General features: G+C 61.8%; 20 protein-coding genes and 1 riboswitch. Of the genes, 4 read left to right on the forward strand and 16 right to left on the reverse strand.

Going from position 1 to position 26,799, the window contains the following annotated elements; all coding sequences use genetic code 11:
* Nucleotides 1–227: 227 nt before the first annotated feature.
* The 6 genes from ACP7CZ_RS00060 to ACP7CZ_RS00085 all read right to left on the reverse strand — a co-directional run bounded on the left by ACP7CZ_RS00060 (nucleotide 228) and on the right by ACP7CZ_RS00085 (nucleotide 8,366).
* The gene (locus tag ACP7CZ_RS00060) at nucleotides 228–2,738 is read right to left on the reverse strand and encodes an acyl-CoA dehydrogenase (protein ID WP_294204170.1); all 2,511 of its coding nucleotides are present in this window, start codon (nucleotides 2,736–2,738) and stop codon (nucleotides 228–230) included.
* A gap of 213 nt (nucleotides 2,739–2,951) precedes the next feature.
* A complete protein-coding gene (locus tag ACP7CZ_RS00065; RefSeq protein WP_054899110.1) occupies nucleotides 2,952–4,397 on the reverse strand; it encodes an outer membrane protein transport protein in 1,446 nt (481 codons plus the stop codon).
* Between the two features lie 142 nt (nucleotides 4,398–4,539).
* On the reverse strand, nucleotides 4,540–5,025 hold the full coding sequence (gene praB, locus ACP7CZ_RS00070) for an alkane oxidation protein activator PraB (RefSeq protein WP_014718293.1): 486 nt from the start codon (nucleotides 5,023–5,025) through the stop codon (nucleotides 4,540–4,542).
* 134 nt (nucleotides 5,026–5,159) lie between these two features.
* Complete coding sequence (gene praA / locus ACP7CZ_RS00075; RefSeq protein WP_089041834.1) at nucleotides 5,160–5,654, reverse strand: alkane oxidation protein activator PraA; 495 nt, start codon at nucleotides 5,652–5,654, stop codon at nucleotides 5,160–5,162.
* Between the two features lie 125 nt (nucleotides 5,655–5,779).
* On the reverse strand, nucleotides 5,780–7,060 hold the full coding sequence (locus tag ACP7CZ_RS00080; RefSeq protein ID WP_054920800.1) for an alkane 1-monooxygenase: 1,281 nt from the start codon (nucleotides 7,058–7,060) through the stop codon (nucleotides 5,780–5,782).
* 307 nt (nucleotides 7,061–7,367) lie between these two features.
* Nucleotides 7,368–8,366: an alpha/beta fold hydrolase gene (locus ACP7CZ_RS00085; protein ID WP_294204168.1), complete on the reverse strand. Its 999-nt coding sequence runs from the start codon at nucleotides 8,364–8,366 to the stop codon at nucleotides 7,368–7,370.
* A 287-nt stretch (nucleotides 8,367–8,653) separates the two neighbouring features.
* Here ACP7CZ_RS00085 and ACP7CZ_RS00090 point away from each other — a divergent pair, with 287 nt between their 5' ends.
* From ACP7CZ_RS00090 to ACP7CZ_RS00100, 3 genes are read left to right on the forward strand one after another with little or no spacing between them, the layout of a single operon-like run.
* Nucleotides 8,654–10,192, forward strand: a complete 1,539-nt coding sequence (locus ACP7CZ_RS00090; RefSeq protein ID WP_294204167.1) for a flavin-containing monooxygenase — start codon at nucleotides 8,654–8,656, stop codon at nucleotides 10,190–10,192.
* Complete coding sequence (locus ACP7CZ_RS00095) at nucleotides 10,189–11,079, forward strand: SDR family NAD(P)-dependent oxidoreductase (RefSeq protein ID WP_089041836.1); 891 nt, start codon at nucleotides 10,189–10,191, stop codon at nucleotides 11,077–11,079. Before ACP7CZ_RS00090 ends, ACP7CZ_RS00095 begins: the two co-directional genes overlap by 4 nt.
* Before the next feature lie 15 nt (nucleotides 11,080–11,094).
* Nucleotides 11,095–11,937 carry a metal-dependent hydrolase gene (locus ACP7CZ_RS00100; RefSeq protein WP_089041837.1) on the forward strand — a complete coding sequence of 281 codons (843 nt, stop codon included), beginning with the start codon at nucleotides 11,095–11,097 and terminating at the stop codon, nucleotides 11,935–11,937.
* Nucleotides 11,938–12,074: 137 nt separating this feature from the next.
* Here ACP7CZ_RS00100 and pepN read toward each other — a convergent pair whose 3' ends face one another.
* From pepN to ACP7CZ_RS00130, 6 genes are read right to left on the reverse strand one after another with little or no spacing between them, the layout of a single operon-like run.
* The gene (pepN, locus tag ACP7CZ_RS00105; protein ID WP_089041838.1) at nucleotides 12,075–14,732 is read right to left on the reverse strand and encodes an aminopeptidase N; all 2,658 of its coding nucleotides are present in this window, start codon (nucleotides 14,730–14,732) and stop codon (nucleotides 12,075–12,077) included.
* 13 nt (nucleotides 14,733–14,745) lie between these two features.
* A complete protein-coding gene (locus ACP7CZ_RS00110; protein ID WP_003190752.1) occupies nucleotides 14,746–15,576 on the reverse strand; it encodes a DUF2797 domain-containing protein in 831 nt (276 codons plus the stop codon).
* Entirely contained in the window at nucleotides 15,573–15,833 is a 261-nt protein-coding gene (locus tag ACP7CZ_RS00115) for a YeaC family protein (protein ID WP_005788688.1), read from the reverse strand. The genes ACP7CZ_RS00110 and ACP7CZ_RS00115 overlap by 4 nt, the downstream gene beginning before the upstream one ends.
* A 14-nt stretch (nucleotides 15,834–15,847) precedes the next feature.
* Complete coding sequence (locus ACP7CZ_RS00120; protein WP_181125448.1) at nucleotides 15,848–16,717, reverse strand: rhomboid family intramembrane serine protease; 870 nt, start codon at nucleotides 16,715–16,717, stop codon at nucleotides 15,848–15,850.
* Nucleotides 16,714–17,688: a metallophosphoesterase gene (locus tag ACP7CZ_RS00125; RefSeq protein WP_161793215.1), complete on the reverse strand. Its 975-nt coding sequence runs from the start codon at nucleotides 17,686–17,688 to the stop codon at nucleotides 16,714–16,716. Before ACP7CZ_RS00125 ends, ACP7CZ_RS00120 begins: the two co-directional genes overlap by 4 nt.
* Nucleotides 17,685–18,575, reverse strand: a complete 891-nt coding sequence (locus ACP7CZ_RS00130; protein ID WP_003217892.1) for an NAD(+) kinase — start codon at nucleotides 18,573–18,575, stop codon at nucleotides 17,685–17,687. Before ACP7CZ_RS00130 ends, ACP7CZ_RS00125 begins: the two co-directional genes overlap by 4 nt.
* A 144-nt stretch (nucleotides 18,576–18,719) precedes the next feature.
* Between ACP7CZ_RS00130 and ACP7CZ_RS00135 the strand changes: the two genes are divergently transcribed.
* A complete protein-coding gene (locus ACP7CZ_RS00135) occupies nucleotides 18,720–19,667 on the forward strand; it encodes a DUF1853 family protein (protein WP_181125447.1) in 948 nt (315 codons plus the stop codon).
* A 168-nt stretch (nucleotides 19,668–19,835) separates the two neighbouring features.
* Here the strand turns inward: ACP7CZ_RS00135 and ACP7CZ_RS00140 are convergent, their stop codons facing one another.
* The 4 genes from ACP7CZ_RS00140 to cobW all read right to left on the reverse strand — a co-directional run bounded on the left by ACP7CZ_RS00140 (nucleotide 19,836) and on the right by cobW (nucleotide 26,467).
* The gene (locus ACP7CZ_RS00140) at nucleotides 19,836–20,438 is read right to left on the reverse strand and encodes a vWA domain-containing protein (protein ID WP_181125446.1); all 603 of its coding nucleotides are present in this window, start codon (nucleotides 20,436–20,438) and stop codon (nucleotides 19,836–19,838) included.
* A 53-nt stretch (nucleotides 20,439–20,491) separates the two neighbouring features.
* Nucleotides 20,492–21,496 carry an ATP-binding protein gene (locus tag ACP7CZ_RS00145; protein WP_294164515.1) on the reverse strand — a complete coding sequence of 335 codons (1,005 nt, stop codon included), beginning with the start codon at nucleotides 21,494–21,496 and terminating at the stop codon, nucleotides 20,492–20,494.
* A gap of 145 nt (nucleotides 21,497–21,641) precedes the next feature.
* Nucleotides 21,642–25,403: a cobaltochelatase subunit CobN gene (gene cobN, locus ACP7CZ_RS00150; RefSeq protein WP_294164517.1), complete on the reverse strand. Its 3,762-nt coding sequence runs from the start codon at nucleotides 25,401–25,403 to the stop codon at nucleotides 21,642–21,644.
* Nucleotides 25,404–25,405: 2 nt separating this feature from the next.
* On the reverse strand, nucleotides 25,406–26,467 hold the full coding sequence (cobW, locus tag ACP7CZ_RS00155; protein ID WP_054920821.1) for a cobalamin biosynthesis protein CobW: 1,062 nt from the start codon (nucleotides 26,465–26,467) through the stop codon (nucleotides 25,406–25,408).
* A gap of 92 nt (nucleotides 26,468–26,559) precedes the next feature.
* A riboswitch (cobalamin riboswitch) is annotated at nucleotides 26,560–26,759 on the reverse strand.
* Between the last annotated feature and the right edge of the window lie 40 nt (nucleotides 26,760–26,799).

Below are 26,799 nucleotides of genomic sequence, written 5' to 3' on the forward strand. Positions count from 1 at the left end.
AAGGAGTCCACTCACAACACAGTTCTTGCCTGATAAACCGGTCAAATGTGGGGAACTGGATAGCCCTCTGTAGGAGCGAGCTTGCTCGCGAAAAACGTCAACGATAACGCTGGCTTCCTGAATCAACGCGGCGCCTGTGAGTTCTTCGCGAGCAAGCTCGCTCCTACAAAAAGCCTTCTGCCTGGTATTCAAGGCAAGCAGTTCCCACCTGTGGACCGGGTTTTCTCTTAATTGACCGGGACGCTGCGCCGTTTGGCCACCGGCTCGAGCGCCTGCTTACGCTGCTGCAGAGCCTCCAGCAAACCAAAGTCCTGGGGAAAGTCGTCCACCTGGATACCGTGGTCGGCGTATTGCACATAGCGCGCCAGCAAGGCGTCTTCGTCGTCGCTGATCAAATCCAGCGCCCGCGCCTTCACGCGCCAATCGGTGAAGGCCGTGGCAGAAATCGGCAGCGGGCCGAGCAGACCTTGCTTGATGGCGGGCTTGAGCCGCGCCTCGATCAGCTCCACTTGGGGCAGCAAACGGAAACCCAATTCGCCGTAGGCCAGCTTGTCGACTTCCGGACGTGGGATGTAGGAGTTGGCCAGCAAACGGTCGCGGGTCTCGCCAGGGGTCTGCACCACCTCCGCCACCTGCGCCAACAGGCGGTCCGACGGTTTGCGCAGCGGGATGCCAAACGGAAAGCTCAAGGTGCGTACTACTGCTGCTGCGGGTTTTGAAGGGTAGTTGTCGAGCACTTCGGCCAAGGCTTCGTGGGCGCGCAACAAGGCGTCCTGGGCCGTCCAGTGCACCAGCGGCAAGTCCGCCTGGGGCCTGCCGTCATCCTCGAAGCGCTTGAGCACGCAAGACAGGATGTACAGCTGCGACAAAATATCCCCCAGGCGCCCGGTAATACTTTCCTTGCGCTTGAGGGCACCGCCCAGCACGCCCATGGAGATATCCGAGATCAGCGCCAGCACCACCGACAGCCGATTGGCCTGGCGATAGTAGGCAGCCAGCGCCGGGTCGGTCTTGGCCGGGGCCGCAATCAGGCGCCCGCCGGTCACGGCATGCACCGCTGCGCGTACGGTGTTGGCTACTACAAAACTCACATGGCCAAACATTGCGCTGTCGAAGTCTTCCAGTGCCTTGCGCCGGTCGGGGTTGTGCGCCGCCTCCATCTCGCGGAACACGTAGGGATGGCAACGAATCAAGCCCTGGCCAAAGATGATCAGGCAGCGGGTCATGATGTTCGCGCCCTCCACCGTAATGGCGATGGGACTTTGCTGGTAGGCACGGGCGAGGAAGTTATTGGGGCCCATGCAGATGCCTTTGCCGGCGACGATGTCCATGCCGTCGTTGACGATGATGCGCGCCCGCTCTGTGACGTGGTACTTGGCAATGGCCGAGATCACCGACGGTTTCTCGCCGGCGTCCAGGGACGCTACCGACACCTTGCGCACCGCATCACAGGCATACAGATGCCCGGCCATGCGCGCCAGCGGCGCCTGTACACCTTCGAACTTGCCGATGGGCAGGCCGAATTGCTTGCGCATCGCCGCATAGGCTGTGGTACCGCGCACCGCCACTTTACCCAGGCCGACGTTGGCCGAAGGCAGGGAAATCGCCCGACCTGCCGCCAGGCATTCCATCAACATGCGCCAGCCGTTGCCGATTTGTTCGCGGCCACCGATCACCCACTCCAAGGGAATGAACACATCCTTGCCGGTGGTAGGACCATTCTGGAATACCGCATTCAACGGCCAGTGACGCCGGCCGCTGTTCACCCCTGGATGGGAGGTGGGGATCAACGCACAGGTAATGCCCAGGGAACCTGGCGCGCCAAGCAGGCCCTGCGGGTCTTCGGCACGGAACGCCAGGCCCAGCACCGTGGCAATCGGGCCGAGGGTGATGTAACGCTTGTCCCAGGTCACTTTGAAACCCAGTACTTCCTCGCCCTCATGCATACCTTTGCAGACGATGCCCAGGTCGGGGATCGCGCCTGCATCCGAGCCGGCATAGGGGCTGGTCAGGGCGAAACACGGAATGTCGTCACCGCGTGCCAGGCGCGGCAGGTAGTAGTTGCGCTGGGCGTCGGTGCCGTAATGCAGCAGCAGCTCGGCCGGGCCCAGGGAATTGGGGACCATCACCGAAATCGCTGCCGCCGAGCAGCGTGTCGACAACTTCATCACCACCTGGGAATGGGCGTAGTGGGAGAAGCCTTTGCCGCCGTACTGCTTGGGAATGATCATGCCGAGGAACCCGGCATCCTTGGTGTACTGCCAGCCTTCGGGGGACATGTCCTGCCAGACCTGCGTGGTTTCCCAGTCGTTGGCGATGTCGCACAGGGTTTCGACTTCGTTGTCGAGGAAGGCTTGCTCCTCCGCGCTCAGGCTGGCCGGCGCGGCTTGCAGCAGGCGCTGCCAGTCGGGCTTGCCGCTGAACAGCTCGGCATCCCACCACACGGTGCCGGACTCTATCGCCGCACGTTCGGTATCGGACATCGCCGGCATGATCGTGCGAAACAGGCCCAGAGCCTTGGTGGTCAGCAGCTTGCGGCGCAGGGGTTTGATTGCCAGCACCAAGGCGGGCAGCACCACCAGCAAAGCCGCGACAGTAAGGCCCAGGCCGGCCACCGCGTTGAACAGGTAGCCAACCGCCAGCCAAAGGATGCCGGCGCTTAGCCACAGGGCGGCGGCGGCTTGTCGGTAAGCCAGGGCAATCGCTGCTGCGATACCCACCAATAACCAGATAAGCATGCGGGAGACCTCTACTTGATTCAGGACGTGAAACCACACTACAAACTTCAAATCATTAATTCAAATTTTGTTTTGAAATTTTTATTTAATTCCTTGCCGGAAAAATAGGCTGACCGGGTCAGCCTGACGAAAGAAGGAATCAATGCACGTCGCCGAAAACAACAGCCATGGCAAGGCCTCCAGATGCGCTGAGTGCCCTGCCTTGCACGCGCTTCAGAACTTATAAGTCGCCGACAGGCTGACCACGTCACCTGAGGATTCAGCTTTGCCGTCCAGCTGCGCGCCTCCAAGGCGGTCAACGTTCTTGGTCTTCAGATTGACCTTCTGGACGAATTGGTGCGAGTAGGCGGCATCCACCGACAGGCCTGGTACCGCCTTGATGTCATAACCTGCACCAAACGCAAGGAAGTAGCGATCCCCGTCGGGGATCCGAGGGTCACGGGTGGAGTTTCGGGTCGGTGTCTGGTCGTAAGCCACGCCGGCACGGAGGGTGAGTTCGTCGGTCGCTTTGTAGTCGCCGCCGATAGAAGTCATCCACGCGTTCTTGTAGTTGTAGGGTATGGCAACGATGGTCGAGCCTTGTGACTTGAGCGTGAGGTCCTTGAACGAGGACCACTCTGTCCACTGGGCACTCACGCCCAGCGTCCAGCGCTCATTGAACTGGTGGACCCAGTCAATCGCCGCCGTCGCCGGGATATCCAATTGAGCACTGGCATGCGCGCCATCCGGGAACAGTTTGAGACCAGGGTAGGCCATTTCAACCAGCGTTTCGCCGTTCGGACCAATCGGGTTGGTCATCGCGTTACGGCCAATCGCGTCTGTATAAACGTCGTACTTGCCCGTCATCTTGTTTTTGATCTTGGCGTGATAATTCACGCCCAGCGTGTCTTGCGCTGTCGGCTTCCAAACCACGCCGCCAAACCAGCCCACTGAGATATTGTCGACTTTCACGCGTATCAAGGAATGCCCGACGCCGGTCGGAAAACCGGTGCCTCCCAGACCGGGAGAGACATCCGCGGCAGCCAGCAGGTCAACGTTCTGGCTGACGTTCCCTTGGCTACGTTGAACGATGGCACCGGCACCGACGGAAAACTCATCATTGACCTTGAATGACAAGGAGCCTGTCAGGCCAATGGTCTCGATCTTGGTGTCAACGGCGAAATCTCGCAGCTTAGAGTTTTCGTTCCACGTACTTTTCATGCCTTGCGGTACGACTTGGCTCAGGCCAAAAGCAAAACGGTCGCCGATGGGCATGACCATAAAGCCAGTAGGTAGCCATGCGGTGAAACCACCCTGGCCGCCATTATTCGTATTCAGCGTCGGATCGCCCAGGTTGCCCTGATCATCCAGCACCGGCGTATTGGTCACCGGGTTACCGTTATGGTCATACGCCTGGCCAGAATATTTGATCTTGATCCGGGCGTAATCGACGGTCTGCTGCACGATGGTTGAATCGATGAACGCCATGGCCGCCGGGTTGTTGTACGCGGCACTGGGGTCGTTCTTGAACAATGAACCGCCACCAAACGCGCGCCCCCAGCCAGGCGCACCGTAGGTTGGCGTGGAAAAGCCGCCCGCCTGCACATTTCCTGTGGTCAACAAGCCTCCCAACAGCGCCAACCCCAGTAACGTGTGAGCGTGTTGTTTCTTATTGTTCATGCGCTGCTCCTTATTATTATTTCGCCCGGCCCCTGCCGGTGGGTCGTGTGGCCGTAGGCAGACCGTAAGTACCCTGCCCAACCGATGCCTCGCATGAGGCATCGGCCTTTCAACGGGTGATCAGCCCTCTGGAGTCACATGCTTACGGGTTAACCGTCAGCGTCGGGGCAACAACATTCAGCGATACGACGGTGCAGTTGCCGGTCAGCGACTGATTGGTAGCCGAAAGTGTTTTGGTACCAGGAGTCCAAGCCACGGCAATGGTGGTAGGGCCGCAGTTAGTGGCCGGAATCGAGGAGATTTTGTAGCCTACGTTGGTCACGGTGCCGGTGGTGCCCGTCGCAGCGGTAAGAACCCAAGGCAGGTTGGTCAGCGTGGGCAGTGCGCACAGGCCGCCGCCGGTCAAGGAAGCACCGTTGATAGAAGCCACGCCACCGCTAACGTTGCCGGTAAAGGTAATGCCGCAAGTCACTGCCGCACCAAAGGATGAGGGCGACTTCACCACGATGGTACCGGCATTAGTCGAGAACGGACCGTCTGGAGAAACGGAAGCCGCGCTCGCCATGGAGGCGGCACCAAAGCACAGAGCAAACGAAGTTGCACAAACGAGGGTTTTCAAGCTTTTCATTGTTTTTCCTCACATGTTATGGCGATTCATTTCGCCAGGGGTAATGGCCATGATCGAGAGGTCACGGTGAAACTGCAGAACTTCCCTTTCCAGCCAAATTTCAATGCATTTACCGCTACAACAGTCGGAACGCGTTATTCGACAACTTTGAAGTTGGGCGGCATCTTGATCGACACCGTCTTGATCTTGCAGTCTTCGCCAATCGCAACATCGGCGGCTTCCAACTTGCCGGTGGCGTTATCCCAAGTCCCGTCGGCCGTCGACGGCCCACACTTGCCGCCCAGGCCAAAGGCATGCACGTCCACGCTGATCTTCGACATGGAGCCGCTTTTTGTATCTTTGGCGATTAACACCCAAGGCAAGTTGATGGCTTCGACACGGCTGCACTTGAGGCCACCTTCGAACTCGACTTTGTCGACATTCACCGATGAACCATCGGCTGCAACTTTGCCGGCTACCTTGATGGTGCAGTCGGCACTGATGAGCTTGCCTTTGGAAAAGCTGATAGGCCCTTGGGCGGTAAAGGCACTGCCAGCGGGTTCGATACGCGCAGCCTGGGCCTGGTGGTAAGCAATCAGGCCCATGGCCGCCAACAGGATGTGGGCGGTGAACTTGGCAGAACTTTGCATGGTGTACGTCCTTCCCTTGAAATTATTGTTGTAGGGTCAAACCAGGTTCTTGCACTCAAAACGCCGGGCGACAAGGACCTGCGCGATACACAGATCCCGAGTGCACCCTGAAGGCTTACTTCATCTCAAAACGGCTTGGCACTACCGCTGTACTTCTCCAGGTACTTCAAACGCTTTGACGGCTGAAGATTGGTCAGGTTGATATCGCCGGCATAGTGATTCAGTACACGATGGTCCATGCGACGCCGCCACAAGTACGGCACATAAGCCCAGACAATCATGCTGGCGTAGCCATACGGAAGTTGCGGTGATTCATCAAAGTGACGCAGCGACTGATAACTACGCGTAGGGTTGGCATGGTGATCGGAGTGCCGCTGCAACTGGAACAGAAAGATATTGGTGACAATTCGATTACTGTTCCACGAGTGACGCGGTGAGCAGCGTTCATAACGGCCATTGGGCAACTTCTGACGCTTGAGGCCGTAATGCTCGACGTAGTTCACCACTTCCAGCAACGAGAACCCGTAGATGCCCTGGATAATCAGGAACGGAATTACCGCCGCCCCCAGCCAGGCAATCATTGCGCCCCACAACACCACGCTGTACATCCAGGCGCTGAGCACGGCGTTCTTCCAGTGCAAGGTCGGCAGGCCGAGTTTGCGCAGGCGTTCGCGCTCCAGGTTCCAGGCCGACACGGCGCTGAACCACACCGAACGCGGCAGGAATGCCCAGAAACTTTCACCGAGGCGCGAGCTGGCCGGGTCTTCCGGAGTGGCGACCCGTACGTGATGGCCACGGTTATGTTCGGTGTAGAAGTGGCCGTAGAAGGTCGGCGCCAGGGTGACCTTGGCCAGGAACACTTCCAGGGGTTTGGGTTTGTGCCCCAGTTCATGGGCGGTATTGATAGCAATGCCGGTGGCGGCACCGGTGGACATGGCCATGCCCACATAAGTCAACCAGCTGACTGCACCATGAAGTTCAGTGCGGGCGGTGATGAACGCGGCGGTCCTGGCCAGCCAGTTCGAGGGTTCCAGGGTGGCCGTGGCGTGCAACAGGCCGCCGTTGATGATCCAGTCGATACCGCCCGCAGCGAGCCAACCGGTGATGACCACCGAGGCAATCACAAACAGCACGCCGGTGTAGACGATCCAGCGGTAGTAGCGTTGGGATTCAAGGTGGCTGACCGCAGATTCGGGCGGGTTGCTGACGTCTTCGCCGAGCAGGCCGTCAATCAGCGGGATCAAGCCGAAGATCACCAGCACGCCCACCCACCACAGTTGTTGCACGCCTGTGGTGATGGCAAGGGCGCCGGAGAGCAAGGGCGTCGCCAGCGGCATGATGCCGAGCCACCACAGGTGGCGTTTGCCGTCGGCCCAGACATGCGGGGCTGCCAGAGTCTGGTTCATGGCAGCCTCCGAACGCATTCGGTGGGCAACGAGGCAGACGACAGGTATACGGAGCGTTGACTGCTCCGGGAAATCAACCATGCGATAAAAGGCGTTTTTTTCATTATTTTATTCGCTCTTAGGCATTTCAAAAATAATTTCAAATTACACATTGAAATAATTTTTTTAAATAAATAGCGCGGAATCGTTAGGTCGTCAACTAGTTTCTCCAGCCCTTTTTTCCGTGACCGAGCAGTCTCTTTTCAGCCGTCTGGTCAGGTGCTCAGGGGCAGGCGTCAACGCCAGGCGCCGCAGTCAGATGGCACTGTTACTGGCTCGCCAGGGCGACAGGTGGATTTATTGGCCGTACGCTCTCGCCGGGTCGAGCCCGCTTGGCCACCTGCTCCACCAGCGCCGCCACGCGCTCGGTGGCGGTGATCGGCAACATATGCCCACGGCCTTCGATCACTTGCATTTTCAGCCCTGGCACCTTGCTGGCCAGGGCCTGGCCGTGTTTCTGGAAGTCGAGCACCTTGTCCTGCGCCCCGTAGATCAGGCCGATGGGCAGGGTCAATCGGGAGTAGCGCTTGACCATCTCCGGCAGGTGGTCGTTGACCCGGTTGATCTCGGTGGACGCCGCGTAGAAATTGTCGGGGCGCATGCCCAGCAAACCGCCGCCACGGGTGGCAAAGTCCGGCGGCGCAGGATCGGGGGCAAATACGCCCTTCACCACCGAGTCTTTGGTCAGCAGGCCGATGGGCAGGGTCAAGGTGTGCGCCACCCAGCGCCGCAGCCAGGCCGGGCGCACGGCCAGAGACAGGAACACCAGCGGCAGCATGCGTTGGGGGTGAGTCAAGGGCGCAACCAGCACCAGCCCGGATACGGCATGGAGATGGTCGAGGGCCAGCGCCAGGGCAATCGCGCCGCCCAGGGAGTGCCCCAGTACCAGCGGTTTACCCAGATCCAGCGTATTGATGAAGGCCGCGATTTGTCTCGCCTGGGCCGGCAAGTCTGCCGGCGTGCCGCTGTGCCGGGTGGAATAGCCTGAGCCCGGCCGGTCGAGGCTGATGACCCGAAAATGCTCACGCAACTGACCGGACAAGGCATAGGTCAGGTTGCGACTACTGCCCATCAGCCCGTGAATCATCACCAGCGGCGGGCCCTTGCCCTCTTCGACATAATGAAAGCGCTCGCCATCCACCTCGACGAAGCGCCCGTTGATCGGCACAGTCGCTTCAATGCGCCGCGTCATCCAGGCACTCAAGCCCCACAACGCAGCACTGGCGCCTGCCAGCACTCCCGCAGCGACAACCCATTCGACAGCCATAGCTCGGTCCTCTGCTTCCCTGCTGCTGGCGACCCGACCGGAATTGATCTGACTCCAGCCATCGTCCACGCCCTGGACCTACACTTCATGCATACCACGTTCGTCCGTCGGACAAATCGCTCATGCGCAACAAGGTCCTAGCGTAGGCGAATTTTTCAGGTAGATTATTTAAAATCTTTTTTAAAATAAATAATTCAATTTTCCTTTGCAATGGTGTTCTATCTAAAAGACAAAACAAAAACAGGAGCACATCCGATGCCCAAGCGCTTTATTGACAAGGCAGCCCTATGAATGCCCCCAGTGACTCAATCGACATCGCCATCATTGGCTCCGGGTTCGCGGGCCTGTGCATGGCGATCAAACTCAAGGAAGCCGGGCTCACCGACTTCTTTATTGCCGAACAGGCCCAGACCCTCGGCGGTACGTGGCGCGACAACCACTACCCAGGTTGCGCCTGCGACGTGCAGTCCCATGTGTATTCGTTTTCCTTTGCGCCCAACCCGAACTGGACGCGACAGTTCGCGGCGCAACCCGAGATCCGCGCCTATCTGGAAGACTGCGCCAGGCGCTTCGAACTGGCGCCCTACCTGCGCTTTGGCATGGGCCTGCAACGTGCGGTGTTTGATGAACAGCAGCAGCGCTGGCAGCTGACCTTCAGTAACGGCCGCCACGTCAGCGCACGGGTGCTGGTGTCGGGAATGGGGGGCTTGTCGCGCCCGGCAATGCCGGATATCCCAGGGCTGGACAGTTTCAAGGGCAAGCGCTTCCACTCCCAGCAGTGGGATCACGAGTACTCCTTGAAGGGCAAGCGCGTGGCGGTGATCGGCACCGGTGCCAGCGCCATCCAGTTCGTGCCACAGATCGCCCCGCAGGTAGCGCACCTGGACCTGTTCCAGCGCACACCGCCGTGGATCATGCCCAAGCCTGATCGGCCGATTTCCGCTGTCGAGCGCTGGTTGTTCAAGCATGTACCGCTCACCCAAAAGCTGGTGCGCGCTACGCTTTACTGGGCGCTGGAAGGCCGTGTGGTGGGCTTTGCCCTGCATCCACGCCTGATGAAAATGGTGCAGAAAATCGCCCTGCGTCATCTGCGTAAACAAGTGGCCCGCCCTTCCCTGCGCAAAACCCTGACGCCGGACTACACCATCGGCTGCAAGCGCGTGCTGATCTCCAACGATTACTACCCGGCACTCTCGCGCAGCAATGTCGAGGTGGTCACCGACAACGTGCTGCGCATCGAAGCCGACGGCGTGATCACCGCCGACGGTATCAAGCACCCCGCCGATTGCCTGATCTTCGGCACGGGTTTCCAGGCCAGCGACCCGTTGCCCCGTGGCTGCATCATCGGCCGTGACGGCATCGACCTGATGGACGCCTGGCGCGATGGCGCCCATGCCTACAAAGGCACCACCGTGCCGGGCTACCCGAACCTGTTTCTGATCGTGGGCCCCAACACCGGCCTGGGGCATAACTCGATGATCCTGATGATCGAGGCCCAGGTCGCGTACATCCTCGACGCCCTGAAACACATGCAGCGCCAGCGCCTTACCACGGTAGAGGTCAAGCCCGCCGTGGAGCACGCCTACAACCAGCAGTTGCAGGACAAGCTCAAGCGCACCATCTGGAACACCGGCGGCTGCCAGAGTTGGTACCTCGACCCGCGCACCGGCAAGAACACCACGCTGTGGCCCGGCTCGACCTGGCGCTTCAAACAGGTCACCCGGCATTTTGCCCTCAAGGACTACAGCGTCAGCCAGGCGCCGGCGCCCGCCCTGCCGCGTGCAGTTGCAACGCCCCACTCCACCACAGAAGGCAGCCTGTCATGAAGTCATTCAACGGCCGCGTCGCGGCGATCACCGGCGCGGCTTCCGGCATGGGCCGCGCACTGGCCCTGGCGCTGGCGCGGGAGGGGTGCCACCTGGCGCTGGCAGACAAAAACAGCCAGGGCCTGGAACAGACCCTGGCGCTGATCCGCACCTCAACCTTGTCGCCCGTCACTGTCACCACCCAAGTGCTGGACGTGTCCGACCGCCAGGCCATGCTCGATTGGGCGGCGCGTTGCGCGGCCGAGCACGGCCAGGTCAACCTGGTCTTCAATAATGCCGGGGTGGCGCTGTCGAGCACCGTCGAAGGCGTGGATTACGCCGACCTGGAATGGATCGTCGGCATCAACTTCTGGGGAGTGGTGCATGGCACCAAGGCATTCCTGCCGTACCTCAAGGCCAGCGGCGACGGGCATATCATCAATACGTCCAGCGTGTTCGGTCTGTTCGCCCAGCCCGGCATGAGCGGCTACAACGCCACCAAGTTCGCCGTGCGCGGTTTCACCGAAGCCTTGCGCCAGGAACTCGACCTGCAACGCTGCGGCGTGTCGGCCACCTGTGTACACCCCGGCGGCATTCGTACCGATATCTGCCGCAGCAGCCGCATCGACGCGAACATGACCGGCTTTCTCATCCACAGCGAGCAACAAGCCCGCGCCGATTTCGAAAAACTCTTCATCACCGACGCTGACCAGGCCGCCAAAGTGATCCTGCAAGGCGTACGCAAAAACAAGCGTCGCGTGCTGATTGGCCGCGATGCCTATTTCCTCGATCTGCTCGCCCGTTGCCTGCCGGCGGCCTATCAGGCTCTGGTGGTGTTCGCCAGCAAGCGCATGGCGCCCAAGCCGCGCACGCCGGTGTTTGAAACCAACGACGAGCCTCGACTCTGAACAGGAGCACGCACCATGTTGCCGATCCGTCGCGATATCCGTTTTGCCTTGCCTGCCGAGCGCATCAAGAACTGGCACGAACAAGGGCCTGTGGTCAGCCATTTCTTCAATGCCCTGTCGTTGCTGTTTCCCCAGGGCGAGCTGTTCTTCATGGACAGCGTGCGCCACTACCGTGGGCAGATCGACGATGCCGAACTGAAAAAAGAGATCCAGGGGTTTATCGGCCAGGAGGCCATGCACAGCCGTGAACACGTGGCGTATAACGACTTGCTGCAAGCGGCCGGCCTGCCGGCGCACGCCCTTGACCGACGCTTGAAGTTCTTCCTCGACCTGCAGAAAAAACACCTGCCGCCATCGTTCAACCTGGCGGTGACCATCGCCCTGGAACACTACACCGCCATGCTCGCCGAAATCCTGCTGAGCGACCCGTCGCGCTTTGGCGACTCACTCAAGGGTTACCAGCAGATGTGGTACTGGCACGCCCTGGAAGAAACCGAACACAAAGCCGTGGCGTTCGATGTGTGGAACAGGGTGATCAAACCAGGGCCTGCACGTTACCTGCTGCGCACGGGGACCATGCTGACCACCAGCGTGCTGTTCTGGGTGGTGGTGCTGGATTTTCACGTGCGCCTGTTGATTGCCGACCGCACTTCGGGCGGCACGCTGAAGGGCTTGTGGCGCATGGTGAAGTTCTTGTATGGGCCCAAGGGGGTGTTTCCACGGATGTTCCGGCCGTGGCTGCATTATTTCAAGCCGGGCTTTCATCCTTGGGATCATGACAACCGAGCACGGTTGGCGGGCATTGACCGGTTGGTCGAAGAGATAGAGCGCACGCGCCGCAGCTATGAATCGGCCTAGTGCCAGGGATCAATCCTGCCGCCTGTAGGAGCGAGCTTGCTCGCGAAAAACGTCAACGATGACGCGTGCTTCCTGAATGAACGCGGCGCCTGTGAGTTCCTCGCGAGCAAGCTCGCTCCTACATAAAGCAATGAGGTTTACGCCAGGCTCTTGCTGACCACCTCAAACACATCGCTGGACAGCTCACCCGCGCCCAGGATGCGCTCCAGCTCCGCTTTCATCAGCGCCTGCCGTGCGCTGTCGTATTTACGCCAGCGTGTCAGCGGCGCCAGTTGGCGCGAGGCGATCTGCGGGTTCAAGGTATTGAGCTGGATCACCAGGTCCGCCAGGAAGCGATAGCCCGAGCCATCCGCCGCATGGAAGTTGATCAGGTTCTGCCCGGCAAATGCGCCCACCAGTGCGCGCACCTTGTTGGGGTTCTTGATGGTGAACGCCGGGTGCTCCATCAACGCCTTGACCCGTGCCAGCCCGCCCGGCAAGGTGCTGCCGGCCTGTACGCTGAACCATTGGTCCATGACCAGCGGGTTGTCCTTGAAGTTTTCGGCAAACACCGCCAAGGCCTGGGCTTTCTCTGCTTCGAACGGCGAGTTCACCAACACCGCCAACGCCGTCAGGCGTTCGGTCATGTTATCGCTGGTGTCGAACTGATCCAGGGTGGCCGCCAATACTTCTGGCTTGCCGCTGAGCATCAAGTAAGACAGCGCGATGTTCTGCAGCGCACGGCGGGCGAAGTGCTCGGCCTCTGCCACGTAAGGCGTTTGCTTGGACAGCTCGCGGTTGGCCTGGTAGCGCAGCCACAAGCCTTCGAACAGGTTGTCGGCCAGTTGCTTGCGGGCAAACTCGCGGGCAGCGTGGATGGCATCCACATCCGCCACTTCGCTGATTTCCGTGAGATAGGCTTCGCTCGGCAGCGAGAGCATTTCGGCGACCATGGCCTGGTCCAGGCTTTCATCGCTCAACACCGTGCGCAGCGCGTCGATCAAGCGCTGATCAAGCTTCAGCGGCTGGCCAGCCTGGTGTTGGCCGATCAGTTCCTGCAATACCTGCACAGCCAACTGCTGGCCAGCATCCCAGCGGTTGAAACCGTCGCTGTCGTGCTGCATCAGGAACATCAGTTGATCGCGGCTGTAGGGGAAGCTGAGCTTCACCGGCGCCGAGAAACCACGCAGCAACGAAGGCAAGGGTTTTTCAGCGATGTCGACGAAGGTAAACGTCTGCTCCGCTTCGGTCACCGAGACTACCCGCGAAGTGTCGCCCGCTGTCGCTTCACCGGCCAGGCGCAAGGCAATGCCGGCGCCCTGCCCGTCCAGCAAGCCCAGCTCCACCGGGATCACAAAGGGCAATTTCTCGACCTTGTCCGGAGTCGGCGGGCAGCTCTGGCGGAAGGTCAGGCTGTAGGTCTTGGCCGCCGCATCGTAAGCCTCGCTTACCGCCAGGCGCGGGGTACCGGCCTGACTGTACCAGCGCTTGAACTGGCTGAGGTCGGCGCCATTGGCGTCTTCCATGGCCTTGATGAAGTCGTCGCAGGTCACGGCCTGGCCGTCATGGCGTTCGAAATACAGGTCGCTGCCTTTGCGAAAGCCCTCGGCACCGAGCAAGGTGTGGATCATGCCGACCACTTCCGAGCCCTTTTCATACACGGTCAGGGTGTAGAAGTTGGAGATCTCGATAAAGCTGTCCGGGCGCACGGCGTGGGCCATGGGGCCGGCATCTTCAGCGAACTGGTGGGTACGCAGGTACGCCACGTCCTGGATGCGTTTGACCGTGGCCGAGTTCATGTCGGCAGAGAAGCCCGAGTCACGGAACACGGTGAAGCCTTCCTTGAGCGACAGTTGGAACCAGTCGCGGCAGGTCACGCGGTTGCCCGACCAGTTATGGAAGTATTCGTGGGCGACGATGGCTTCAACGCGCTGGTGAGCGGCGTCTGTAGCGGTTTCGGCGCGGGCCAGCACGGCACTGGAGTTGAAGATGTTAAGGCCCTTGTTCTCCATGGCGCCCATGTTGAAATCGTTGACCGCCACGATCATGAAGATGTCGAGGTCGTACTCGCGACCATAAGTTTCTTCGTCCCAGCGCATGGATTTTTTCAGGCTGGTCATGGCGTGCTGGCACTTGTCGATGTTTTCCGGCTCGACGTAGATGCGCAACGCGACTTCGCGGTTGGTCATGGTGGTGAAGCTGTCTTCGACGCACCACAGGTCACCGGCCACCAGCGCAAACAGGTACGCCGGCTTCTTGAACGGATCTTCCCAGGTCGCCCAATGCCGGCCGTCTTCGCCAGGGCCGCTGGCAATCGGATTGCCGTTGGACAACAGCACCGGGTAGCTGTGTTGCTCGGCGATCACCGTGGTGGTGAACACACTCATCACGTCCGGGCGGTCGAGGTAATAGGTGATCTTGCGGAAACCTTCGGCCTCGCACTGGGTGCAGAACATGCCGCTGGATTTGTACAAACCTTCCAGGGCGGTGTTGGTTTCCGGGTGGATCTTGACGGTAGTGTCGAGGGTGAAGGTCTCACTCTTTGGCTGCACGGTCAGGTGGCTGTCGGTCAGCTGGTAGTCAGCGTCCGTGAGCGGCTGGTCGGCCAGGTTGACACTCAACAGCTCAAGTTGCTGGCCGTCGAGCACCAATGGTGGCAAACCGGTACCACGCTCGGGATTGCGGCGCATCACCAGCTGCGCGTGGACCAGGCTGTGGTCCTCGAACAACTCGAAGGTCAGGTGCGTCTCGTCGATCAGGTAGTCCGGCGCCTGATAGTCCTTCAGGTAAATCATCTTCGGTTGTTCGGTGCGCATGCTTGGGATCCTTCTACTGATGCACGGCGAGCTGGTAGGCCGTGTATTTACGAATGTTGATGACGCCGGTGTCGAAGATCAGGTATTGGCCCTTGATCCCCAGCAGCGTGCCTTCGGCAATCGGGTTCTTGTCCAGGTTGAAGCTGACGATCTTGGTCGGATACTGCTCGACCGGGTAGCGGATTTCAATCGGCTCGATGTCGGCAATGGTTTGGATGGCTTGCAGGCCAAAGCGTTCCTGCAAACCCAGCAAGCCCTCGGCGCAAGAGGCAAACAGCTCATCACGCACCTGCTTGAGGTCCACCGATTGCGCGTCGCCCTTGAGCAAGGCACGCCAGTTGGTCTTGTCGGCCACTTGGCTGCGAAACAGATCTTCGACGAAGCCCGATTGCTGGCGCGTCGCCACGCGCATGATCGGCAGCGCCTGGCTGGCGCCCTGGTCCAGCCAACGGGTGGGCAACTGCGTAGCACGGGTAATGCCGACCTTGATCCCCGACGAGTTGGCCAGGTACACCACGTGGTCGGTCATGCAGAATGTCTCGCCCCAACCCGGATCGCGGCAGGTGCCGGCGTCGTAATGGCAGCGCTCGGGGCTCATGATGCACAGGTCACACTGGGCCAGCTTGGTCATGCACGGGTAGCAATAGCCCTGGCTGAAGCTGGTCTTGGTCTTGCGCCCGCAATGGCTGCAATGAATCGCGCCCAGGTATTCCAGGCGTACATGGGTGCCGATCAACGGATTGACCGGCACCTCGGTGTCGCCCAGGCGAAAGGCGTATTGAACGGTCGGCTCACCGAGTTGCGCCGACATTTTGCTGACTGCACCGCGACCAATTTCAATCAATGGATCGCATCCGACTTGAACAGGATGTTCGCCACCGGCTCTGACTTGGACGCGCACTCCTGCGGGCCCATATAGCCGGTGCGCTGCTCTTCGGGCAGGTTCTGGATCTCCCAGGCGATCATCGCTTGCAACGACAATTCGCGCTGCTCGGCGGTGAGCTTGCGGCCATCGGACCATTTGCCGATCTCTACCGCGAGCTTGAGGCTCTCGTAGATGTCCGGGGTGATGTTTTCGATCATTTCAGCAAAAGAGGACATAAGGCTCTTCCTTATCAAAGAGACGCTTTGCGACGGTTGTACAAACCACCGAGCAAACCCGTCAAGCAACCGATGACCAACCCGCCCACATGGGCCGCGTTGGCGATTTCGCCGAAACCGATCATCGAGACCAGCCCCGACAGGCAGAGCAGCAACCACACCAGCATCATCACCAGTACCCCACGGGGCAGGCGATAGGCCGGGTTGGGCGACAATAATTGAAAGATCCAGCAGTGCCCGAGCAGGCCGTACAACACGCCGGACAAGCCGCCAAACAAGCCGGGGCCACCGTAGGCGTATTGCGCGTAGTTGGAAACCAGGCTGAACAACAGGGTCAGGCCCAGCAGGTTGATGCTGCCCTGGCGCGCTTCAATGCGCCGACCCAGCTCCCAGTACCACATGCCGTTCATCGCCAGATGCAGGATGCCGAAGTGGATCAGCATCGGCGTGACCAGGCGCCACCACTGCCCCGAGGCAAGCGTGTCGGCCAACGGTGTGAACTGGATGTACTCGCCCAGCACCCGGAACGGCAGGAAGGTCAGCCAGGCCATGGTTTGCAGGTTTTCACCCAGCAGGGTCACCGCACCCACAATCAGGCTGGCCAACAGCACCAGTGCGGTGACTGGGCTGTGGCGCACCTGCTGGACAAAACCTGGCCGCGTAACCGGCGCCTGCTCGGGAATATCCAGTTGCTGGTCGGGGTCGCCAGCGGGGAAGCGTTGATACAACACGCGCACATCGTCGCTGATGGCCTCGGGCACCCACAGCACCTGTTCACCGGCCTCCTCGCTGACGCGGTGCGGCACCTGCATGCGGTGCAGCAACTTGACGAAACCACCCAGGTCAACGCTCAGGGGCAAGCGCAATACAGCTACGGTACTCATGGAATGGCCTCTGGTCGCTCAACGTCGACCCATACGAATTTACGCGGATCCAGCTGGGTTTCCTGGTCCAGCCGATACGCCACCAGCTTGCCGTACAGCACCGCGCTGTAGTCCAGGCAGGCCAGGTTCGGGCGGATCGGCGCCGGTTTGCCGCTGCGCCAGTAGTGGCCGACGAACAACAGCGGTTCATCGACGCCATAGCGCAGCAGGGAATTCTTTTGCGTGGACGACAACGGCGTGCGTGCCACCGGCTCTGGCAAGGCGTCGGGCTGGAACACGATGTCGCCGTAGGTCTTGGGGTCGTCTTCCCAGAACTTGGTGCGAAAGAACGACCGCGTCAGGCCATCGCCACCGGTCAGGGTGAGCCCATCGGGCAGGCGCATATCGGTGCCGCGCAACAGGCGATCGAATGCATTGCAGGCGAAACTGCCCGGTACGGCGGCGGCTTGCAGGAAGTGTTGGTCGATGCAGCCGTCCGGGAAGGTGGCGCGCAGCGGCTGGATAAAACTGTCGTCCCAGCACGCGTGCACTACGCGAAAACGCCCGGCGTCGACAAACAGCGGCATGTCGTAGAACCAGCCGAGGAAGTCGTGCCAGTCGGCCGGGTGGTGTTCGAACTGGGTCAGGGTCTCTTGGATCAAGCGGGCGTGGCGCGGGTTGTGCTCACGCACGAACTGCTTGCCACTGCCCGGCGGTGCCGGCGTGGTCCAGCCCAACGCATTGAACTCGTGGTTACCCATGATGCACAGCGCCTGGCCGGCCTCGGTCATATCGTGGACGATATGCAGCGCCTCACGGATGCGTGGGCCACGGTCGATGATATCGCCCAGGAACACAGCCATGCGTGACGGATGGCGCCAAGTGCCGCCCTGCTTGTGGTAACCCAATTGGTCGAGCAAGTGCTCAAGGGTATGAGCGCAACCATGCACGTCACCAATCAGGTCGTAGCTACGCGCGGGATCGAGCATCAGTCGCCTCCACCTCCCAAGCGGCTGCCCCAGCCCAACTTGGTGCGGCACACTTCGTAGTAGTTGTGATCCAGCGGGTGGATCAAGCGCAACTTCTGTGCCTTCTTGCTCACGGTGATGGTGTCACCGGGGGCGCAGGTGAAATGGTTCTGCCCGTCGCAGGAGACTTGCGGGTAGATTTGCATGTCTTTGGACACCACGATTTTCAGCTCACTGTTGCCATCGACCACAATTGGCCGACTGGACAACATATGGGGGTACATCGGCACGATCACAATGGCATCGAGCTTGGGGTGCATGATCGGGCCGCCGGCCGACAGCGCGTAGGCGGTAGAACCGGTGGGCGTGGCGACGATCAGGCCGTCGGCCTTCTGACTGCAGACGAACTGGCCATCAATGTACAGCTCGAACTCGATCATGCGCGTGGACTTGCCGGGGTGCAGCACCACGTCGTTAAGGGCATCGCCCTGGCCGATCGCCTCGCCATGGCGGCGCACTTCGGCCTGCAGCAGGAAGCGGTTCTCCACCAGATAATGGCCGTCGAGCACCTTGGCCACTTCGACTTCCAGCTCATCGGGGCGGATATCGGTCAGAAAGCCCAGGCTGCCACGGTTGATGCCCAGTACCGGCACGTTATGCCGCGCCAGCGCCCGGGCGGCGCCGAGCAGGCTGCCATCGCCACCGACCACGATGACCATGTCGCACACCTCGCCGAGCATCTTGCGCGACGAGGTTTGCAGGCCGTGGCCGGGGAGGATTTCAGCGATGGTGTCTTCGAGGATCACATGCAGGTGGCGCTCGAGCAGAAACTTCTTCAGCCGGCGGACGGTGTCCAACACCTGGGTACTGCCCAGGCGACCGATAATGCCGATATTGCGAAATTGCTCCATGGGGCTCCTGCGGGATCTGGGGTGAGGCAAAAAGAGCGATTATGGGCGAAAGGCCGCCTCAGGCAAAATCCTTTGTCGCCGCCAAGCCTTGATGACAATGGTTCTCAGGCACCTTCTGCGCGCTGAAAAGGCTATGCTCGGACCATGACCCCATTCCCCGACTTGCACACCCTGCCCCGCCAACTGCGCCACCCCGAGGTGCGCGACCTGGCGTGGGTGATGCTCGCGCCGCCGATGCTGGCGCAGACGCCTTGGCCGCAGCGCCATCCGCTGGCGGGCAGTGACTGGGTGCAAGCCCCTCACCAACTCGAAGCCTGGCTGCGCCAGCTGGACCAGGACAGCAGCGCGTTGCAGCAGTGGCTGAGCCTGTCACGTACCCGGCGCCTGGGCCTGTACTACGAGCGCTTGTGGCAATTTGCGGTGCAGCAGGCGCCGGGTGTGGAGTTGCTGGCCGCCAACCTGCCGATCCGCCGTGCCGGGCACACGCTGGGCGAACTGGACATGCTGCTGCGCGACCGCGATGGGGTGCACCACCTGGAACTGGCGATCAAACTCTACCTCGGCCCGCAGGACGGCAACGGCCAGGACGCTACGCAATGGCTGGGGCCTGGCTGCCATGATCGGCTGGACCGCAAACTCGCGCATCTGGCCGAGCATCAATTGCCAATCTCCGCGCGGGCAGAAAGCCGCGAGGCCTTGGCGGCGCTGGATATCCAAGCGTTCGATGCGCACTTGTGGCTCGGTGGCTATCTGCTCTACCCCTGGCCCGGCGCGGCGCTCTCCCCCCTAGGCGCACACCCGCAGCATCTGCGTGGGCGCTGGTTGCATCAGCGCGACTGGACAGACTTTGTCAGCACCCGCCCGGCGGGCCGCTGGCAACCCCTGCCCCGCCATGCCTGGCTGGCGCCCGCGCATTACCCGGCCGATGAAGTGTGGAGTGAGGTGCAGATGCAAGACTGGCTGGCAGAGCTAGACCCAATGGCCCCGGCGCAGTTGCTGGTGCGCATGGTGGCGAACGGTGAGGAGTGGGAGGAAGCCGAGCGGTTGTTTCTGGTGGCTGATCTTTGGCCGAATGTGCCGGGGACAGGCTGATAGGTGTGGGGTGTTTGAGGGCCTCATCGCAGGCAAGCCAGCTCCCACAGTTTGACCGCGCCGCTGGCTTGCCTTTTGTAGGAGCGAGCAAGCTCGCTCCTACAGAATTGACCGCAGCGCCGATTCCATGTGGGAGCTGGCTTGCCTGCGATGGCGATAGCCCAGGCGCTACAGCTTATCGATGTGCTGATACTCCAACTGCAACCCCACCGCCAATTCCTCAGCCCGCCCCAACCTGATCGGCCCACGCTCGATGTCAATCAACATGCCTGGGCACTTCAATCGCGGCAGCGCGCCAATCGCCTTGAGCCGCCCATCGGTCACCACCAGCAACTTCTGTTGCTCGGCGGGATAGCGCTTGCGCCGTGCCGCCAACCAATGCCCCGCCTCCGTCAGCGCAGCCAGCAACGGCGTCCCGCCGCCTGCTCCCAACTGCTCCAACCAATCGGACAAGCCTTTCGCCGCCTTCAAACCTTGCACCTGCCACTTCGGCGATTGCCCGCTGGCCGTCAATAACGCCATACGCGCCCGCTGGCGATAAGCATCATCAAACAGCTGGGCCAGCAGCCCCTTGGCATCGGTCAGTGCCCGATGGCGCCGCGTGGACGCCGAGGCATCGACAATCACCAGCCACAGTTCAGGAGCCGACCGGCTGCGCAGGTGGAACAGCAGGTCCTCACGGCATTGCGGCCGCCCACCCAGCAACGTGCCCGGCCAATTGATCGCCCCGCGCTGTGCGCTGCGGGCCTTGCCCTGCCGGCCGGTGTTCAATCGCCCCGCCTGGGGCCGGGCATCCGCCCCCGCGTCAGGTCGGGGGCGGATGCCTAGGGCTTTTTTGGCCAGGTGGGTACATCGCGGCGTGCGCCCGTGGGCAAGGCGGGGGCGGGCATATCGCCCCACTGGCCTTGGCCGGGCGAGGTTTCAGAAGATGAGGACGACGGCCCGTCATCCGGCTGGGGCGGCGCGCCTGCCGGGGTTTGCTGCTGGCGGCGATGGCGCAAGGCGAACTCCGCCACCGCGTCGATATCTTCCTGCTCGATAGCAGCGGCGCCACGCCAAGCCGCATGGGCACGGGCGCCACGCAACCAGACCAGGTCGGCACGCAGGCCGTCGACCCCAGCGGCAAAGCAGCGCTCGGTGATGCGGGCCAACGCCTGGTCATCCAGGGCGATACTGTCTAGCCGCGCCCGCGCCAGGGTGCAGCGTTCGCGCAAGGCAGCTTGCGCTGGCGCCCACTGCGCGCAGAACGCAGCCGGGTCAGTGTCGAAATCCAGGCGACGCCGGATGATCTGCCCGCGCTCGGCGGGCAGAGTCTGCCCGCTCAAGGCCACGTTGAAGCCGAAGCGGTCGAGCAACTGCGGGCGCAGCTCGCCCTCCTCCGGGTTCATGGTGCCGATCAGTACAAAGCGCGCCGCATGGCGATGGGAAATCCCGTCGCGTTCGATCAGGTTGGTGCCGCTGGCGGCTACGTCCAACAGCAGATCCACCAAGTGGTCGGCCAGCAGGTTGACTTCATCCACGTACAGCACGCCGCCGTCAGCCTTGGCCAACACACCCGGGGAGAATTGCGCACGGCCTTCGCCCAGTGCTGCGTCCAGGTCCAGGGTGCCGACCAGGCGCTCTTCGGTCGCCCCCAGGGGCAAGGTTACAAACTGACCGCTGGCCAGCAGGTCTGCCAGCCCACGGGCCAGGGTCGACTTGGCCATGCCGCGTGGCCCTTCGATCAGCACGCCGCCGATCTTCGGGTCGATGGCGGCCAGGCACAGTGCCAGTTTCAAGTCGTCGGCGCCGACCACGGCGGACAGCGGGAAATGGGGAATATCAGTCATAGTCAACTCTTAATAACGCGTTCAAACGCTCCCGCGTGGGAACGCTTCGCTGGACGCTCGGCGTCCGTTCTTGTGACGCAGAGCGTCACGGGCTGCATTCCCACGCGGAGCGTGGGAACGATCAGCGGAGCGCGGGAATGATCACTCAGCTGTCTTCTTCTATGTCCAGCAACAGGTTTTCCAAGGCTTCGCGGTACGCCCCCGGTGCCTGCCACAAGCCACGTTGCTGGGCTTCGAGCATGCGCTCGGTCATGTCGCGCAGGGCATCGGGGTTGTGCTGTTGCACAAAGGCACGGGTGTCAGGGTCCAGCAAGTAGGCATCAGCGAGCAAGGCGTATTGGTGATCGTCAATCAGCGCGGTGGTAGCGTCGAAGGCGAACAGGTTGTCCACGGTCGCGGCCATTTCAAACGCGCCTTTATAGCCATGGCGCTTCACACCTTCGATCCACTTGGGGTTGGCCGCACGGGAACGGATCACCCGGTTGAGCTCTTCCTTCAAGGTGCGGATTTTCGGCACGTCCGGCTGGCTGTGGTCGCCATGGTAGCTGGCGGCCTTTTCGCCGCTCAGGGTTTCCACGGCGGCCAGCATGCCGCCCTGGAATTGGTAGTAGTCGTTGGAGTCGAGCAAGTCGTGCTCGCGATTGTCCTGGTTCTGCAACACCGCCTGCACCTGGCTCAAACGCTGGGCAAATTGCTCGCGGGCCGCAGTGCCTTCGTCAACCCCCCCGTAGGCGTAGCCACCCCAGTTCAGGTAGACCTCGGCCAAGTCCTCGCGGCTCTGCCACAAGCGCCCGTCAATCGCGCCCTGCACGCCTGCGCCATAGGCACCCGGTTTGGCACCGAAAATGCGCCAGCCGGCCTGCTTGGCCGCGGCACCTTCATCCAGGCCCGCCTCAAGCAATGCTTGGCGTTCACTGCGCACTTTGGCGGCCAGCGGGTTCATGTCGTCGGGTTCATCCAGGGCCGCCACCGCCTGCACCGCCGCATCGAACAGGCGGATCAGGTTGGCAAACGCATCGCGGAAGAACCCGGACACGCGCAGGGTCACGTCCACACGCGGACGGTCCAATAAGCTGATCGGCAGGATCTCGAAATCGTCCACCCGCTGACTGCCAGTGGCCCATACCGGGCGCACGCCCATCAGCGCCATGGCCTGGGCGATATCGTCACCGCCGGTGCGCATGGTCGCGGTACCCCATACCGACAGGCCGAGTTGGCGCAAGTGGTCGCCATGGTCTTGCAGGTGCCGCTCAAGAATCAGGTTGGCCGACTGGAATCCGAGACGCCACGCCGTGGTGGTTGGCAGGTTGCGTACGTCCACGGTAAAGAAGTTACGCCCCGTAGGCAGCACATCCAGCCGACCGCGACTCGGCGCACCGCTGGGCCCCGCCGGGACAAAACGCCCACTCAAGGCATCGAGCAAGCCACGCATCTCTGCGGGGCCGCAGGCATCCAGGCGTGGCGCGACGACGATGCGCAGGCCTTCGATCACCGCCTTCACCTCCTGCCAGCCGGGCTCTTCCAACTGTTCGATGGGGCCTTCCAACGCCTGCTCGATCAAGCGCGCCGCGTACAACTCCAGACGTTCACGGGTATCCCCGGCCGTACGCCACAGCTGATCGTCAATCTTCTGCAACACCAACGGGCGCCGCCCCGTCCAGGGCTCGGCCAGTGCACAATCGAGCGGATCAAACCCCAGGTCGAATGCCTTGGCCAACGCACGCAGCAGACTCGACTGCGGGCCCCGGCCATCGCCACGGGGAATGCGCAACAGCGCCAGCAAGGTGTCGATACGCAAACGGCCCTCGGGCGACTCGCCAAAGATATGCAGGCCATCGCGGATCTGCGATTCCTTCAAGTCGCACAGGTAGGTATCCAGGCGCGGCAGCCACACCGCCGCGTCCGCCTCACTGCCCAGTTCAAGCTCCTGGTCGATACGGGTTTCGCGCACCAGCTTGAGGATGTCTTTTTGCAGCTCCAGCGCACGGCGCGGGTCAAGCAATTGCGCCTCGTAATATTCGTCGGCCAATAACTCAAGGTCACGCAGCGGGCCGTAGGTTTCGGCGCGGGTCAGCGGTGGCATCAGGTGGTCGATGATCACCGCCTGGGTGCGCCGCTTGGCCTGGGCGCCCTCACCCGGGTCGTTGACGATAAACGGGTAGATATTCGGCAGCGGCCCCAGCAATGCATCCGGCCAGCAGTGCTCCGACAGGCCCACGCCTTTGCCGGGCAGCCACTCCAGGTTGCCGTGCTTGCCCACATGGATCACGCCGTGGGCGCGGTAGGTATGGCGTAGCCAGAAATAGAACGCCAAGTAGCCATGGGGCGGCACCAGGTCCGGGTCGTGGTACACCGCGCTGGCATCTACCTGGTAACCCCGGGCCGGCTGGATGCCGACGAAGGTCAGGCCCAGGCGCAGGCCGGCGATCATCATGCGGCCATCGCGGCACATCGGATCGTTTTGGGGGGCACCCCAACGCGCCAGCACGGCCTGGCGATTGGAGGCTGGCAAACGATCAAACATCGCCTGGTATTCCACAAGGCCCAGGCTTTGATGGCAGGGGCGCAGGTCGAGGCTGTCGAGATCGTTGGTGACGCCGCCGAGCAGTTCCTGGATCAGCGCGGTGCCGCTGTCGGGCAGCCGCTCCGCTACCGGGTAGCCCTCGATTTGCAAGGCGCGCAGGATATTCAGCGCTGCCGCCGGGGTGTCCAGGCCCACGCCGTTACCGATGCGACCGTCGCGGGTCGGGTAGTTGGCGAGGATCAACGCAATCCTTTTCTGGGCATTGGGCACCCGCGCCAACTCGACCCAACGGCGTGCCAGCTCAGCGACAAAATCCATGCGTTCGGGCGCTGCGCGGTAGCACACCACGTCCGACTGGCTGCGCTCGCTGCGCCAGGCCAGGTCCTTGAAGCTGATCGGCCGGCTGATGATGCGCCCGTCCAACTCCGGCAAGGCAATGTGCATCGCCAGGTCGCGGGGCCCCAGGCCTTGTTCGCTGGCCTGCCAGCCGGGTTGGTTGTCCTGGGCGCAGATCGCCTGGATTACCGGGATATTGCGGCGAAACGGGCGCAAATGCGGCGCTTCCGGGCTCGATTGGGCAAAGCCGGTGGTGTTCAGAATTACCGCGGCTTGCACGTCATCCAACAGGTCCTCGACCACCGAGAGGCAGCCGGGTTCTTTCAAACTGGCCACCGCGACAGGCAACGGGTTGAGGCCCGCCGCCTGTAAGCGCTGGCAGAACACATCAATAAAACCGGTATTGGCAGCCTGTAAATGGGAGCGGTAGAACAGCACCGCAGCCACAGGCCAATCGGGCTGCCAATCGGCCTGCCAGTCATTGAGGCGGGCATTGGCGTTGTGCGGGTGATAGATCGCCGTGCGCGGCAGCGCTTGCGGCTCGGCCCAGGCATAGTCGCGGCCCAGGTGGGCACTGGCCAGGCAGTGATAAAAATCCAGGGCATTGCCCAGGCCACCTTGGCGCAGGAAGTGCCACAGGCGCTCGCGGTGTTCGGCAGCAACAGTGCTCAGGCCGCTGAGTTCCGGGTCCGGACGGTCGTCACCCGGCACCAGGATCAGGGTGACGCCGCGTTCGGCCAACTCCACCAGGCGCTCGATGCCGTAGCGCCAATACCCGATACCGCCGTGCAATGACAGCAGGATGACCTTGGCGTGGCGCAATACCTCGTCCACGTACAGGTCGACCGAGGCATGGTTCTGCACCTGCATCGGGTTGGCCAGGCGCAGGCTGGGGTAATCCTCGGGCAATTGCTGGGCGGCTTCGGCGAGCAGCGCCAGGCTGGAGTCGCCGCTGCACAGGATCACCAGTTCAGCGGGGGTCTGGCCAAGGTCGGCAATATTGTCGTCCGCGACGAAACCACCGGGTTGGGTCCTGAGCAGGTGCATGGTTAAACGCTGAGGGCAGCGCGCAATTGCGCTTCGAGGCCAGCGGCGTCCAGTTCCTGGCCGATCAGCACCAGGCGCGTGGTGCGTGCTTCGTCAGCGCCCCAGGCACGGTCGAAGTGTTTGTCAAAGCGCGTGCCCACACCCTGGATCAGCAGGCGCATCGGTTTGTTGGGGATCGCGGCGAAACCTTTCACCCGCAGGATGCCGTGCTGCACCACCAATTGGGTCAGGGCGTCGAGCAGCAGCGCCTCATCGGCTTGGGGCAAGTCGATGGAGATGGAGTCAAAGGCATCGTGATCGTGGTCGTCTTCACCCTCGTGGTGATGGTCGTGATGGCTGTGACGCCCGTCGATATGCTCTTCGGAACCGGCGCCCAGGCCGATCAGCACGTCCAGGGGCAGACGACCGCTGCTGGCTTCGATGATCTTCACCGCGGGCGGCAGTTCTTCGGCGACTTCCAGGCGCACGCGGGCCAGGTCTTCGGCGCTGATCAGGTCGCTTTTGTTAAGGATCACCAGGTCGGCGCTGGCCAGTTGGTCGGCGAACAGCTCGTGCAACGGCGACTCGTGGTCCAGGTTGGGGTCAAGTTTGCGCTGGGCGTCGACCTGATCCGGGAAGGCGGCAAAGGTACCGGCGGCCACGGCTGGGCTGTCGACTACGGTGATCACCGCGTCAACGGTGCAGGCGCTGCGGATTTCCGGCCACTGGAAGGCTTGCACCAGCGGCTTGGGCAGGGCCAGGCCCGAGGTTTCGATGAGGATATGGTCCAGGTCACCGCGACGGGCGACCAGTTCGCGCATCACCGGAAAGAACTCTTCCTGCACGGTGCAGCACAGGCAACCGTTGGCCAGCTCGTAGACGCGGCCATTGGCCTCTTCTTCGGTGCAACCGATAGAACACTGCTTGAGGATTTCACCGTCGATGCCCAGCTCGCCGAACTCGTTGACGATCACCGCAATGCGACGGCCCTGGGCGTTGTCGAGCATATGGCGCAACAACGTGGTTTTGCCCGAGCCAAGGAAGCCGGTAACGATGGTGACGGGGAGTTTGGCCAGTGTTTTCATCGGATGCCCTTTGGGGCGGGCATACGGGACGACAGGCCCTGCGGCAGCGCGCAGCAGCGGATTCGTCACCGGATCACCCCGCCCGGTTGAATTGGAAAATCGGTTGCGAGGCAGGTCTCCTGGCTTGGGGTGTGCAGGTCTTGCGACCAATGCTGACTGCGCCTTCCCGCCCTATCGGCAGTGGCGTGGCAGTCAACTGAACCCTTCACAGTTGCGGGGGCAGCCGCGGCTTGAACCGCGTTCCCTTCTTAGCTTCGGCCTGGGCCGAAGAACCTCGAAGGTGCAAGGCTACAGTGGCTTGCAGCATTTGACTACCGTCCCGGCCCATGCTC

Origin of the sequence: Pseudomonas sp. DWP2-2 (assembly GCF_049897065.1) — a bacterium.
GTDB lineage: Bacteria > Pseudomonadota > Gammaproteobacteria > Pseudomonadales > Pseudomonadaceae > Aquipseudomonas > Aquipseudomonas paracarnis.